Origin of the sequence: uncultured Limosilactobacillus sp. (assembly GCF_934202235.1) — a bacterium.
Taxonomy (GTDB): domain Bacteria; phylum Bacillota; class Bacilli; order Lactobacillales; family Lactobacillaceae; genus Limosilactobacillus.
Map to the genome: position 1 here is coordinate 1 of NZ_CAKPXS010000045.1, position 13,623 is coordinate 13,623.

Below are 13,623 nucleotides of genomic sequence, written 5' to 3' on the forward strand. Positions count from 1 at the left end.
GTTGGTGAATATTTAGTCAAAAAAGCACCTCACAATTGTTAGATCACTTTGTCTAACAATTATGAAGCACTTCAATTTTTCCCAATCGTTTTTTGCTAGTGTCCAGTGTTACTTGGCTTGGTTGGTCCAGGCTGTGTAGGTTGTGTAGATGGAGATGACGATTCTGCAGAACTATTGCTGGAACTTTCAGAGCTTGAACTGGAACTTTCTGAACTGCTACTCGATGAACTGGCGGATGAAGAAGAGGACGAGGAAGACGATGAGCTTTCGCTTGATTCTTCACGTTCACTATCGGCAATCATACCGATTGCCCACTTCGAATCCTTAATTACCAGTTCGCGATGGCCATGGTAGCGGACAGCTTCCACGGAGGAAGGCATCCGCCAGTTGCTAGCATGGTTGCGGTTATCAAGGTAGGCCATGACCGACTTGTACAACAGTTGGGCGGAGTTGACGTAAGTGTCGGAAATACCGCCGCCAGCTGCCATCGGGTGGTCATAACCGGTCCAAACAGCGATGGAATAGTTCTTGGTGTAACCGGCCATCCAGGAATCCATCACCCCACTGTGCCCACTAGTAGGGAACTCGGTTGTCCCAGTTTTGGCTGCTTGGTGAACACCGCTAAGCCGGGCAGCAGTCCCGCTACCCTGCGAGCTGTTAATGACGCCCTTCAACATGAAGGTCATCATGTACGCAGTAGCACGGTTCATCGCGCGCTGACCATGCTTATGGTAAGTCTTGGTGTTCCCATCCTGAGTCGTAATTGACGAAATGTAATATGGGCGGTAGTAAATCCCACCATTTGCAAAGGCCGCGTAAGCCGCAGACAGTTGAAGTGGGGAGATATAGAGGCCAATCCCGTTTTGCAGGGTGTATGGCTTCTTTTGAGAAATGCCAAGCCCCTTCAAGAAATCAGTTGCTCGTGAAATTCCCACGGTCTGCAGGGTCCGAATTGCTGGCACATTTCGGGACTGAATCAGTGCTTCGCGCATGGTCATGGTCCCTTTGTACTGGTGGTCAAAGTCGTGGAGGACAATGTTCGTTCCCGGGTAGGTAAACTTGGTGTCCTTCACGCTCTTGTAGGTTGGCCACTGCAAGTATTCGATTGCTGGACCGTAATCCATAATTGGCTTAGCAGTAGAACCAGATGAACGGTCGGTTTGGACTGCCCGGTTGAGGCCGAAGACGGTCTTGCCTAAGTGACGACCACCCAACATGGCAACAATTTGTCCGTTATGCGGGTCAGTAACGGCAACACCAGCTTGCATCTGGTTGCTCTGGAAAGGAATAGAATTATTAGCGGCGTTGTAAAGGTGCTTTTGAGCACCAAGGTCCATGTTGGTGTGAACCTGTAACCCGTCAGTATAAGGGTTGTAACCCTTGGCATATAGCTGGGACATTACTTCCTTGACGTAGGGATCGATGACTTTTTCATCGACGTTGGCGTCACCACTTGAAGTATCCCCATGGTCAGGGTCTAAGCCGCTAGTGACGCTTTCTTTTTTGGCACTATCGGCATCTGCCTGGCTAATGTACTTGCTACGAACCATGGCATTCAAGACTTCGTTACGCCGCTTAGTTGCGTTGGTAGTGTCACTAGCCAGCGGATTGTAATAAGTTGGCGATTGGGGGATCCCGGCTAACAGTGCTAACTGGGAAAGAGACAGTTGGTCAAGGTCTTTTCCATAATAGTACTGAGCCGCAGTTTTCATTCCGTAAACCCCATTGCCCATGTAAACCTTATTGATGTAGAAGTCTAAAATCTGGTTCTTGGAGAAATGGTGTTCAACGTTAATCGCCAACCACGCTTCCTGAGCCTTTCGCTTGAAGGTGCGGTCAGAGGCAGCCGTCGAGAAGACGGACAGCTTAACCAGTTGCTGCGTCAGGGTACTGCCCCCCTGCATTTCACCACTAGAGCGGCCAAAGACGTTATTGACGGCCGCACCAACGATCCGAACGGGGTCCACCCCGTGGTGACGATAGAAGCGACGGTCTTCAATAGAAACAACAGCGTGCTTTAAGTTATCAGGAATTTGGTCATTCTTGGCATAATCACGCTTTTGGGCACCTAAACGAGAAATAACCTTATCGTCTCTGTCGTAAATTGTTGTCGTCGTTTGACTAGCCAACTCGTTACGGCTAATCTTCGGGGCGCTTGACGCGTAGTAGAAAAAGAGGCAGGCGCCGGCAAGGACTAAGAGAACGATAATACCTAAGATCCACAGCAGGATCCGTTTGACCGAGAAACCGTGATTGTTTTTTCCACCACGGGGTGGTCGTTTGTCCATCAAGTAATCTTCTCTTGATGGTTGATTATTATCTGCCATGTTTTACTCCTTTATTGCTGACTGGCGGCGATTAGCTGGTCAACCCCGGCGAGGTAGTCAACCCGGGGGTTGAGACCGCTATAGACCTCATAGCCGTCAGAAATAATTTTGGTTAAGGGAATCGACTTCTTTTGACCATTGCAGTAATGATCCCAGTCAATTAGCAGGCTGGAAGCGGGGTAAACAAAGATTCGCTCGAGAGTAGTAAAGCGGATCAGGGCGAAACAAATCCCGTCTTGCAGCATGCATTCTTTGAGGTGGGTCACTTGGTGCTGGTGAAAGTTCTTGAGTGGAAACGAACGCTTATTCCTAGTCTCCTTAGCATCGAAATCGAGGTAGTAACCATGATAGACACCGTTGTAGTCGGTAGTTGACGGGCGACGAAAGTATGCTTCTCGAATAACTGCTTGACTACGTTGGGGGTAATCAACTTTCACTAATTGAATCGGTGTCGGTTTCTTGTGGACAACAGCGAGGTGATGAGTGCGGTAGAATTCATTGCTGTCATTGACGGCTTTTTCTAGCGTCATTCCCCGCCGCGCAAAACTTGATTGGTGCGGCGCTGGAATCTCATCATGAAAGTTATTGCCAACGTGAGGCCGCTGACCGTTCGGATAATGAATAGAAATGGGTACTCCCTCCCTTGACTAGGTGCTATTATACCAGAGAAAGCAGAATACGGCGGAGATATTAATAAGGAGGTAGCAAAATGAGGCGAATCTGGGTGACTGGCTACCGGGCGTTTGAGTTGAACGTTTTTCAGGATAACGACCCTAAAGTGACGGTAATAAAGGAAGTAATTAGTAAAATCCTAGCGGAAAAGCTGAACGAAACGACGGACAGCTGTTGGTTGCTGACTGGGGCCAACCTTGGTGTCGACCAGTGGGCGGTTCAGGCAGGACTGGCACTCAAAAAGGATTATCAGCAACTTAAAATTGCGATGATGACTCCTTATGAACAGTTTGGTCAACGGTGGAATGAAAATAATCAGGCGAAGTTGGCACAGCTGCGTCAACAAGTTGATTTTGCATCGACGGTCACGAAGGGCCCTTACCAGACACCAGCACAGTTACGGGCTTACACCGACTTTATGGTAGATTATAGCGATGAGGCGGTGATGATTTATGATCCGGACCATAAGGGGAAGCCGCAGTGGGACTATGCTGCGATCAAACAGGCCGGGGAAATGCATGACTACCCGCTACGGTTAGTGGACTTTGATGAATTACAAACGGCAGCCGAAGAATGGGGCGAGCACCAACGGGAAAAGGCCGAAGAAGATGGTCGCTTCAATAGTTAAAAGATAAGATTTATCAAAGATTACTGATTAAAGTAGTATTTTCCTTTTTTCTCCTTTGCAACAAAGCAATTTTTTGGTAACATAAAACTTGTTGACGGATAAATCAGCGAATGAGGTGTGAAAAAGTTGAGTGAGATCAAACTGACTGCTCAGGATATCCTGCATAAGCAGTTTAAAGAAAAGAGTATTGGAAAAGGCTATGATGAGGCCGACGTCGATGCCTACTTAGACATCGTGATCAAGGATTACGATACTTTTCATTCTAAGTTGACCCAGCTGCAAAACGAAAATGAACGGCTCAAATCCAAAGTTGATGAATTAAACCGTCAAGTTGCAGTAGGCTCTAATATGGGCCGCAGTGCAAATGAAGGGTCGCAACCTGTTTCGAGTGCTACCAACATCGATATCTTGAAGCGGTTGTCAAATCTGGAACGGCGCGTCTTCGGCACCCAAATGGGTAACGGCGAAAGCGACGATTCTGACTCGCATTTACTATAAGAATGACTTTGCAAACCTTGGGTTATTGAGCGCAATCTTGCATTGCGTTAGGAAGGTCCATGCTCGCACGGGCTGCGATGTCCGTAGTGTTTGTGCTCGCTGAAAAAATAAGGCGGGGCACCTTTTAGGTGACGGCGAATGAAACGGCTAAGGCTTCGGCTATGCCCGAGTAGTTCTGAAAAGTGCCACAGTGACGATCCTTGCTGGAAACAGCAAGGGTGGAACGCGGTAAACCCCTCAAGCGGTAAACCCAAACTTTGGTCGGGGAGCTTTGGATAGCGAATTGAAGCGATTCCAGGGGAGGGCAAATGCCCTGAGACAGATGATAACCTCGGTTCAGTTGTGCCTGACAACTGGATTACGACAAAACATGGCCTACAGAGGTTTGCAAACAGGCACCCGGGATTCTCCCGGGTTTTTTTGTGGAATTGATAATGATTATAAGTTAGTGAAAGAAGGGGCACAGATGCAACAATACCAGCTAATTGCAACCGCAGCATCCGGGGTCGAGGCGTTAGTCGGCAAGGAGTTACGCCGTTTAGGATACCAAACACGGGTGGAAAACGGCCGCGTCCGCTATCAGGGTACGATGAAGGACGTTATTAAAACGAATCTTTGGTTAAGAACGGCTGACCGGGTTAAAATTGTTGTCGGTGAGTTTAAAGCGACGACCTTTGACGAGCTGTTTGAACAGACGCGTGCGTTGCCCTGGGATCAGTACTTACCAGTAGATGCCCAGTTTCCGGTTGAAGGGAAAAGTCATCGCTCACAGTTGCATCATGTTCCTAGTGTCCAGGCCATTGTCAAAAAGGCGGTGGCCAAGTCACTAGCAGATAGTTACCACCGGCGGACTCGCCTCCCAGAAAGTGGGATGCTGTACCCGTTAGAGGTAGCGATTGTGAAAGACCACGTGATGCTGACCTTGGATACGACCGGTGATAGTCTGTTTAAGCGCGGCTATCGTCAGGAAAAAGGTGGTGCCCCACTGAAGGAAACAATGGCGGCGGCCTTGGTTCTGTTGGCACACTGGTTTAGTGATAATCCATTTGTAGATCCCGTTTGTGGTTCAGGAACCATCCCCATTGAAGCCGGGTTGATCGGTCACAATATTGCCCCAGGAAGTAACCGTGATTTCTTATGTGAGCGGTGGGTCAACCTGGTGGGGCCAACCGTGAGTGACGAAGTCCGAGACGAGGCAGATAGCCTGGCCGACTACGACGTCCAGTTGGAAATTCATGGTTATGATATTGACCAGCAAATGGTTGACATTGCCAAGCGTAACTGCCAATCAGCCGGCTTAACTCATGACATTACTTTCAAGCAGCTGGCAGTTAAAGACTGGCGGACTGACGAACTCAACGGAGTCATCGTGGCGAACCCGCCATACGGTGAACGGTTGGGTGACCGGGAAGAGGCACGGCAGCTGTACCGCCAAATGGGTGAGCTTTACCGACCACTGACTTCTTGGAGTAAGTACATTCTGACTGCCGACTTGGAATTTGAAAAATACTACGGTCAGCAAGCAACCAAGCGGCGCAAACTATATAATGGCGCTTTGCGAACGGATCTTTTCCAGTACTGGGGCAAGAAAGTGCGTGCCCATCATTCTACGAATTAACGGGCTTTTTTGCTATAATTTGGGGAGATTAACAAAGTTATTCCAGCTGGTGAAGAGCCTGGTTGGCGAGGTGGTGGGCACCGTGGTTCTCTTTTTCAGGGATCCAGCGGGTAATCACCGTCTCAAACTGGTCCATGAGGGAGAGCAGGGTAGCTAATTCTGGCGAATAGTGTTTGGCATAGCGCTTGCTGACAGCGTCCTTAACGAGTTGGCTGTCCGTGTGAAAGAGCACCACTTCTTGCGCAGTAAAATGAGCGGTCAGGTAACGAAAACCAGCAATGGCCGCTTGAAATTCGCCTTCATGGTTATTAGCCAGGTCAATGGTACTCGTTAACTGGAACTGTTGTTTATTAACGATGATTAAGATGCCCAGACCTGTTGGCCCAGGGTTGCCCTTGGTTGCCGCGTCGGTATAAATAGAGATCATGACATTACTTCTTTCTGGAGGGCTAAGATGCAGGAAACAAAAAAGTATTTTTATCAGCCTGATTTGACCAGTTCAATTATTGACTGGTGTTGGACTCTGCTGATTTTGATTGCTGGGATTGTCGTTTGGTTGGAAATTACGCATTTTCAGTGGATTTCAGCACTGCTGTTTCTAATTTTCTTGATTTTAACATTTTTTGCAATCCAACGGCGGACAGTAACGGTGAATCCACAGTCGATGACGTTTAGCCGGTTGCTGCAGCGTGATTTTTTAGTGGTGCCGTTAAAAGATATTCGGCAGCTGCGTTTTACCAAGCACACCATGACGATGACCGTTAACGGTGAAGTAATGACCTATACCTTTTCCCACCGGTCCATCGTCGACCTTCAGCGGACATTGAAGAATGCTCAACAAGGAGTTCAGTAATGATTTACGTCTTATTGACGGTGATTTGTCTCGCCCTCGACCAGTTAGTAAAGTGGCTGGTTACTGTTAATATCCCCCTCAACCAGTCCCGGCCGTTTATTCCGGGATTGTTTGACCTGACCAACCTTCACAACCCGGGCGCTGCCTGGAGTATTTTGGAAGGACAACAGTGGTTTTTGGTGGTAGTGACGGTGGTGGCATTGGTAGTGATTGGTTTGTTGATGAAACACTACCGTGGTTACCGGTGGGCTGAGTGTAGCCTTTGCTTGATTTTAGCGGGAACGCTGGGGAACTTCATTGACCGTTTACGGTTTGGCTACGTCGTGGATATGTTTGAACTGTTACCGGTTAATTTTCCAGTTTTTAACGTTGCCGACGCACTGCTGACGGTCGGAGTGGTACTGTTGGCAATCCAAATTCTTAAAGAGGATGATTAAATGGCGCCAATTCAACTGACAATTGAACAGCAGGACAGTGGTCGACTAGATAAGGTTCTTGCTGGCCGCCTAACTCAGTTTTCGCGTTCCAAGTTGCAACGGTGGATTAGTAAGGGCATGGTCCTAGTGAACGGGCAGCAAGTTGCGGATAAATACAAAGTGAAAGTTGGCGACCAGGTCGTCGTAACACCAGAAGAACCGCACCCAATTGATCTTGAACCGGAAAATATTCCGCTAGATATCGTCTATGAGGATGACGATGTCTTGGTAGTTAATAAACCACAAGGAATGGTTGTCCATCCAGCGCCGGGGCACCCGGACCATACCCTGGTAAATGCGTTGCTGTACCATTGCCCCTTGTCGACGATTAACGGTGAATTTCGTCCCGGGATCGTTCACCGGATTGACAAGGATACTTCGGGTTTATTAATGGTGGCCAAGAATGATCGGGCTCACCAGAGTCTGGCGGCCCAGCTCAAGGCCAAAACTACCAAGCGAGAATATCTAGCGTTGGTCCACGGGCGGATTAAGGAAGAGCGGGGAACGATTGATGCTCCTCTCGGTCGTTCACGCAAGGATCGTAAAAAGCAGGCCATTGTGGAAGATGGGCGGCATGCGGTAACCCATTTTAAGGTCATTGAGCGATACCGCAATTACACCCTGATTAAATGCCGGCTAGAAACGGGTCGTACTCACCAGATCCGAGTGCACCTGGCATCTGTCGGGCACCCCCTGGCTGGAGACCCACTTTATGGTCCGCGAAAGACGTTGCCGGGGAAGGGACAATACCTTCATGCCCGGTTACTCGGGTTTGTCCACCCAACAACCGGGAAAGAAATGGTCTTTACAGCCCCGCTACCGGCTTATTTTCAGCAAATGATTGCAAAATTACGGCAAAGTGAGAAGGATTAACATGGCTGATCGTTATTTAATTCTAGAGGATGGTTCCGTTTTTCCGGGGACTGGCTTTGGTTCACCGGCGGTGACTTTCGGAGAAATGGTCTTCACGACGGTGATGACTGGCTACCAAGAAATAATTACTAACCAGGTTTTCCATAACCAAATCGTCGTCTTTACAACGCCCAATATCGGTAACTACGGGATTGAACGGAATATCTATGAATCTATTGTGCCTACTATCAAGGGTGTGGTCGTTAGGAACGTCGCTAACGTGTCGACGAATAAGCAACGGCGGCTGACACTTGACCGTTACCTTAACTCCATGAACATTCCGGGAATTGCAAACGTTGATACGCGGGCCTTGACCCACCGGCTGCGCGATGCCAGTAAGGTGTTGAAGGGGAGTATTGTTCCGGTACCCGATGAACACGCCTTCGACCAGTTGCAAGCAACCGTTTTAACCAACCAGCAAGTCGCCCAGGTGTCTGCTCCCAAGCCGTACCCAAACCCTGATGTGGGGATGAGCGTCGTTGTGATTGATTTTGGTCTGAAAAATGGCATTTTACGGGAACTCAGCCGGCGCAAGTGTAACGTCACCGTTTTACCATATAACGCCACGGCTGAAGAAATTTTGCGGTTAGACCCGGATGGGATCGTTTTGTCAAGTGGTCCTGGTAACCCGGCGAGTCTGCGTACTTCTGTTCTGGAGATGATTCGGGAGGTGGAAACTCGCGTGCCACTGTTCGGGATTGGGCTGGGGCATGAATTGTTTGCCATTGCCAATGGCTGTAATTTGAAACCGCTTATCCCGGATCATAGCGGAATGAACCACCCGATCAAAGAAGTGATCACTGGCCATATTGTTTATGCGACGCAAAACCAGGGTTATCTTCTCACCCACGATGCTGTTGATCGAACGCAGCTTTACGTGACCTACGTTGACTTGCTTGACGGTTCAATTCAGGGGTTGCGTCATCGTGACTACGCGGCTTTTTCAGTGCAGTTTTTCCCGGATGGGGCTCCGGGTCCAGATGAAACCAACAGCTTATTTGATGAATTTATGGACGCCATGCGCGTCCGGGAAGGGCGATAAGATGGCGCAAAATTATGTCTTGCTAATCGGAACGGAAGCCGATAACTTGCAGCATGGTGACGAACTTGATGCTTTAACGCTTGATATCGCGGCTAGTCTGAAGAAGCAGGGGTTGTCGACGATCTTGATTAGTACCAACCCTTTTTCGTTTTCGCTGGATGCTAAAGTGGCGGTCGATCATGCAGAAATCGTTCCCGTGACGAGCACGAATATTGAAAACCTGATTGACAAGTACCATCCCCGCTACATTGTGCCCACGTTAGGGGGACGGCACGCGTTTGAAGTTATCCAGGAAGTTGCTGAGAGCGGTACTCTGCAGAAAAATAATGTGGAAGTGCTGGGCAGTCCCCTGTCAACAATTCGCCAGATTAACAACCCAGTGATGCTGAGCCGTACTCTCCACACGATGGATGCACCGACCAAGAAAATTGCGACGGTTGATAATTACCAGGCGGCCGACAATACTGTCAGCCAGATCGGTTACCCGGCAATTATCCGTTCCATCATGCCGAGGACCAGCAGTTTTTGGCGGATTGTCCACGACAATAACGAGATGCATGAAGCGGTGACGATCGGCTTGCAACGTTCTCGGGCCGGACAGATTCTGATTCAACAGAGCCTGGCTGGTCTCAAGGAAATTGAAGTCATTGTTCTCCGCGATGCTTCAGGCACCATGATGCAGTTGGCGATGGTTGAAGACATTGACCCCATTGGGACTCACGCCGGGGACTCCATTGCGGTGACGCCGGCGCAAACCCTGCTTGACCGTGAAATTCAGGATATGCGAGACATCGCTTTTGCAATTACCCGGAAGTTGCGGGTAGTGGGGATCAACCACGTTCAATTTGCTCTCGATGAGGAAAAGGAACAGTTTTATGTCATCAAGAACAGTCCTTACTTGGATCGGATGAGTACCTTTGTCAGCCAGGCCACTGGTTATCCGGTAGGGATGGTCGTTGGGCAACTCTATGCGGGGATGAACCTGGTGGATATTCACCTTGACCATGGTTATTATCGGCACGCGGCAGTGACCGAACCGGCGATGGACCGGGTCGCAGTTCGTGTTCCCGTTTGGCCCTCAAGTATCCTCCACGGTAAGAACCGCCTTTTGTCCACCCAGAAAAAGTCACTGGGTTCAGTAATTGGAGTCGGACGCAGCCTGGAGGAAGCATTATGCAAGGCGATCTCATTTGATCACGGCGAAGATCTCCGCTTACAAGCAGAGCGAAAGCTGAGCGAAGATGAGCTCATTGCTGGACTTATTCACCCCCAGATTGGTCGGTTGTACTTATTGATGGAGGCTTTACGGCGCGGTTATTCGCCTGAAGAATTGTCTGAGATGACCAAGGTTGATGAATACTACTTTGTTGAACTGGCCAAACTGCTGGAGCTGGTCAAGCAGTTGAAAGATCATTCAGGCAATGAAGAACTGCTGGGAAAGGCTAAGTATCTGGGAATTCCTGACCAGCTTATTGCCGAGTTATGGGACCTGAGCGAGGGCCGGATTGCTGCGATGCGGCACGGTAATGGCATTAACCGGACGTACAAGATGGTCGAACCAACCGGGGGCGAATTTGTGACTGATGTGGCGACCTATTACAGTACCTTTGAAATGGAGGATGAATCACAGGTTACAGCCACTCCTAGTGTGATGGTGGTGGGCGCGGGTCCGCTTCAGCTAGGCATCGGCAGTGCTGGTGATTACTTTTACGCTGCCGTGCTGGCAAAGTTACGTCACTATGGCTACCATACAATCGTGGTTAACAATAATCCCAGCTCAGTCACGTTATCACCATTATTGGCTAACAAACGTTACTTAGAACCACTAATCGCGGAAAACATTCAGTCGATTGTGGGCGTTGAACACCCAGACTACCTCCTCGTTCCGTCTAGCCGGTCTGACTTATTGGCTGAACTGAATGTTGCCGATGAAACCAAGTTATTAGTGATGCCGATCGACCGTAATACCCGGAGCATTAGTAGTCACTTTCCGCTTTATAACTGCGACCTCTTATTCGACGGCAACCAACTTTACCAGTTGGCAATCACTGCCGATTATCAGTCGCCGCTGAATTTGAGTTACCAGTCGACTCACCAGTACCTTCCGGTAGAATTAACAGCGATCGATAAGCACCAGGTTGAACGCTTGGTTGACCAGTGTCGGCCTTCGCTGAGTAAGCCAGGATTGTACCAGCTCGTCATGTCAGTGCACCAGGATGGCACTATCAAACGGGAAGGGCTACTGCCATTACCGCTGACGGACGTGGCCTTTTTGTCGAAGGCCCTGGCGCTTGATATTCCAGGATTATATAGTCAAATTGCCACCAATGTCCTTGATGACGAACAGCAGGTTGCTGTGCAGCATCCCCGGCTAGTAGAGCGGGCTGTTTACCAGGCACAGTTTCCCTTTAAGGAGTTGCGTGTTCAAAATGGTCAGCTCAGTGCGAAAAACGTGATGGGCGCGACAATGTTTCTCGTTCCCCACCAAGATTAACCAGCATCTTAATAAGTGATGACAAGCGTGAGTGAAGTTCACTAAGGGACTTTGCTCACGCTTTTTTTGAATAAATATTGCATATTGGTTTTTAAAGTGTATAATAAGTGCATAAATAATTAAGGAACGAGGTAAGTGGGATGCGACGACGAATGACTGATGGTGGTTACTAAACGACATTTACGTGGAGGCATAATTATGAAATTTAATTTAAAAAAAGGGATTTTATTAGCATTTGCAACTGTGGTCGCCCTTGGCGGACTTCTCGGTGGTTGCGGAAAAAAGGATAATAGTTTTCAAAAGGTGAAGGACAAGAATGAATTAGTAGTCGGTACGTCCGCTGACTTTGCGCCCTATGACTTTCAGATTGTAAAGAACGGCAAAAAAGAAATTGTCGGCTACGATATCATGTTGGCCCATGAAATTGCTAAGCAGACGGGAATTAAACACGTCAAGGTCGTGAATATGTCTTTCCCATCGCTGATTACTGAGCTTCAAAATAAGAAGGTCGACGTGGTGATGGCGGGGATGGCTTACACTAAGCAGCGGGCCAAGGTGGTTAGCTTCTCCAAGGTTTACCACAATGACAGTGGGCGGGCCCAGGTTCTCTTGGTCTCACCGAAGAATAAGGATAAGTACAAGAGTATTGCTGACTTAAGTGGCGCTTCACTTGGTGCACAGCAGTCGTCAGAACAGGAAAAGATTGCTAACAAGGTGAAGGGGGCCAAGGTCGTCACCGAAAGCTCGCTGGCTGGCCTGACAACGGAACTGAAGAACGGGACTCTTGATGGCGTTGTTTGCGGCGGCGATACCGCTAAGGCCTATGTCAAGGAGCACCCGAATGACTACGCCATTGCTGACAACATCAACTTCAAATACAGCAAGCAGGCTGCCGGTGTCCGGATTGTTACCCGGAAAGATGATAAGCAACTATTAGAGCAGATCAACAAGGTCATTGAAAAGGATAAGAAGAACGGGACGTTGGAAAAGCTTTACCAGCAAGCGGTTGATTTGCAGATTGCTAATAACCAATAACGTGAGGGCGATAAAATGGATAAAGAAAAGCAGCTGGCGATTTTTAAACATATTATTAATACGAAAACGGTCAATAATAACGAAGCAGCCTTGGCTGACTATTTAGCGGGGCTCTTTGAACCTTATGCTGACCAGGGCGTCAAGGTGGAGAAAGTTAATTATGCGCCGGGACGCGATAACGTGGTTGTCACAATTGGGCACGGCGAAAAGGTTCTTGGGTTTACTGGTCACATGGACGTGGTTGATCCTGGTGATCTAACAGCATGGGCAACTGACCCGTTTAAAGCCACGGTAAAAGACGGTAAACTCTATGGTCGTGGGGCCTGTGATATGAAGAGCGGGTTAGCAGCCGTGGTGGTCGCTTTATTGGAATTGCTAGAACAGGGGGCCAACTTGCCGGGGACGATCAAGCTGCTGGCAACTGTTGGAGAAGAAACTGGTAATTACGGAGCAGCGCAACTAACGAAGAAAGGCTACGCTAATGACTTAGATGCCCTCATTGTGTGTGAACCTAACAATGATTTGCATGATGTAACTTATGCCTGCAAGGGTGTCGTTGACTATTACGTGACGGCGGTTGGCCGGGCTGCACACAGCTCACGTCCGGAAAACGGGATCAATGCGATTGACCACCTGTTTGAATTTGCGAAGTTGGCAAAGGCCAAGCTCGACCAATTTGACCAGACAGATCCAGCACTGGGCAAACTGACCCACATTGTTTCAAAATTCAATGGTGGGGAACAGATTAATAGCGTGCCATCCCGTGCGGTGTTAGCTGGCAATATCCGGACGATCCCGCAATACCCGAACAAGGTTGTTTATGACGCCATTGACAGCACGGTAGCGGAATTAAACCAACAGCCGGGCTACCATCTCAGTATTCGTTACAGTTTTCCGGAAGAACCAATGGACGGCGATGCTGATTCGGTGTTAATCCAGCAAGTGCAGGCGACTGCGCAGCAGGTGCTGGGGTGGCAACCGACCCCGACGGTCAGCACTGGTGCTAATGATGGACAGGAGTTTACCCAGGCCGACAAGGAATTTACCAGCCTGATCATAGGTCCGGGT

13 protein-coding genes and 1 other RNA gene are annotated in these 13,623 nt (G+C 48.9%); 11 read left to right on the forward strand and 3 right to left on the reverse strand.

The window, feature by feature from the left end; all coding sequences use genetic code 11:
* Positions 1-95: 95 nt before the first annotated feature.
* Together Q0E49_RS06695 and recU are read right to left on the reverse strand one after the other, a co-directional pair.
* The gene (locus Q0E49_RS06695; protein ID WP_295747312.1) at positions 96-2,327 is read right to left on the reverse strand and encodes a PBP1A family penicillin-binding protein; all 2,232 of its coding nucleotides are present in this window, start codon (positions 2,325-2,327) and stop codon (positions 96-98) included.
* A gap of 11 nt (positions 2,328-2,338) precedes the next feature.
* Complete coding sequence (gene recU / locus Q0E49_RS06700; protein WP_295747336.1) at positions 2,339-2,956, reverse strand: Holliday junction resolvase RecU; 618 nt, start codon at positions 2,954-2,956, stop codon at positions 2,339-2,341.
* Between the two features lie 80 nt (positions 2,957-3,036).
* Between recU and Q0E49_RS06705 the strand changes: the two genes are divergently transcribed.
* From Q0E49_RS06705 to Q0E49_RS06720, 4 genes are all read left to right on the forward strand, one after another.
* Complete coding sequence (locus Q0E49_RS06705; RefSeq protein ID WP_295747314.1) at positions 3,037-3,627, forward strand: DUF1273 domain-containing protein; 591 nt, start codon at positions 3,037-3,039, stop codon at positions 3,625-3,627.
* Positions 3,628-3,753: 126 nt separating this feature from the next.
* Complete coding sequence (gpsB, locus tag Q0E49_RS06710; protein ID WP_295747316.1) at positions 3,754-4,125, forward strand: cell division regulator GpsB; 372 nt, start codon at positions 3,754-3,756, stop codon at positions 4,123-4,125.
* A gap of 13 nt (positions 4,126-4,138) precedes the next feature.
* An RNA gene (rnpB, locus tag Q0E49_RS06715) (RNase P RNA component class B) lies at positions 4,139-4,508 on the forward strand.
* A gap of 83 nt (positions 4,509-4,591) precedes the next feature.
* On the forward strand, positions 4,592-5,743 hold the full coding sequence (locus tag Q0E49_RS06720) for a class I SAM-dependent RNA methyltransferase (protein ID WP_295747318.1): 1,152 nt from the start codon (positions 4,592-4,594) through the stop codon (positions 5,741-5,743).
* Positions 5,744-5,780: 37 nt separating this feature from the next.
* On the opposite strand, the gene Q0E49_RS06725 is transcribed toward Q0E49_RS06720, so the two are convergent.
* Positions 5,781-6,170 (reverse strand): ribonuclease HI family protein, encoded by a 390-nt coding sequence (locus tag Q0E49_RS06725; RefSeq protein WP_295747320.1) that lies wholly within the window; start codon positions 6,168-6,170, stop codon positions 5,781-5,783.
* A 27-nt stretch (positions 6,171-6,197) separates the two neighbouring features.
* Here Q0E49_RS06725 and Q0E49_RS06730 point away from each other — a divergent pair, with 27 nt between their 5' ends.
* The 7 genes from Q0E49_RS06730 to Q0E49_RS06760 form a co-directional block, all read left to right on the forward strand.
* Entirely contained in the window at positions 6,198-6,596 is a 399-nt protein-coding gene (locus Q0E49_RS06730) for an EbsA family protein (RefSeq protein ID WP_295747322.1), read from the forward strand.
* A complete protein-coding gene (gene lspA / locus Q0E49_RS06735) occupies positions 6,596-7,033 on the forward strand; it encodes a signal peptidase II (protein ID WP_295747324.1) in 438 nt (145 codons plus the stop codon). The genes Q0E49_RS06730 and lspA overlap by 1 nt, the downstream gene beginning before the upstream one ends.
* A complete protein-coding gene (locus tag Q0E49_RS06740; RefSeq protein WP_295747326.1) occupies positions 7,034-7,945 on the forward strand; it encodes an RluA family pseudouridine synthase in 912 nt (303 codons plus the stop codon).
* A 1-nt stretch (position 7,946) separates the two neighbouring features.
* A complete protein-coding gene (locus Q0E49_RS06745) occupies positions 7,947-9,026 on the forward strand; it encodes a carbamoyl phosphate synthase small subunit (RefSeq protein ID WP_295747328.1) in 1,080 nt (359 codons plus the stop codon).
* A 1-nt stretch (position 9,027) separates the two neighbouring features.
* Positions 9,028-11,520, forward strand: coding sequence for an ATP-grasp domain-containing protein (locus Q0E49_RS06750; RefSeq protein ID WP_295747330.1), 2,493 nt, complete (start codon positions 9,028-9,030; stop codon positions 11,518-11,520).
* 198 nt (positions 11,521-11,718) lie between these two features.
* Entirely contained in the window at positions 11,719-12,555 is an 837-nt protein-coding gene (locus Q0E49_RS06755; protein WP_295747332.1) for a transporter substrate-binding domain-containing protein, read from the forward strand.
* A 15-nt stretch (positions 12,556-12,570) separates the two neighbouring features.
* The coding region (locus tag Q0E49_RS06760) for an ArgE/DapE family deacylase (protein ID WP_295747334.1) at positions 12,571-13,623 on the forward strand (1,053 nt) is incomplete at its 3' end.

Excerpts from the sequence above, each read along its gene's own strand:
- Q0E49_RS06695 (WP_295747312.1), bottom strand. The coding sequence starts at position 2,327 with ATGGCAGATAATAATCAACCATCAAGAGAAGATTACTTGATGGACAAA.
- Q0E49_RS06750 (WP_295747330.1), top strand. The coding sequence starts at position 9,028 with ATGGCGCAAAATTATGTCTTGCTAATCGGAACGGAAGCCGATAACTTG.
- Q0E49_RS06755 (WP_295747332.1), top strand. The coding sequence starts at position 11,719 with ATGAAATTTAATTTAAAAAAAGGGATTTTATTAGCATTTGCAACTGTG.
- Q0E49_RS06725 (WP_295747320.1), bottom strand. The coding sequence starts at position 6,170 with ATGATCTCTATTTATACCGACGCGGCAACCAAGGGCAACCCTGGGCCA.
- Q0E49_RS06740 (WP_295747326.1), top strand. The coding sequence starts at position 7,034 with ATGGCGCCAATTCAACTGACAATTGAACAGCAGGACAGTGGTCGACTA.
- Q0E49_RS06705 (WP_295747314.1), top strand. The coding sequence starts at position 3,037 with ATGAGGCGAATCTGGGTGACTGGCTACCGGGCGTTTGAGTTGAACGTT.
- Q0E49_RS06730 (WP_295747322.1), top strand. The coding sequence starts at position 6,198 with ATGCAGGAAACAAAAAAGTATTTTTATCAGCCTGATTTGACCAGTTCA.
- Q0E49_RS06720 (WP_295747318.1), top strand. The coding sequence starts at position 4,592 with ATGCAACAATACCAGCTAATTGCAACCGCAGCATCCGGGGTCGAGGCG.
- Q0E49_RS06745 (WP_295747328.1), top strand. The coding sequence starts at position 7,947 with ATGGCTGATCGTTATTTAATTCTAGAGGATGGTTCCGTTTTTCCGGGG.
- lspA (WP_295747324.1), top strand. The coding sequence starts at position 6,596 with ATGATTTACGTCTTATTGACGGTGATTTGTCTCGCCCTCGACCAGTTA.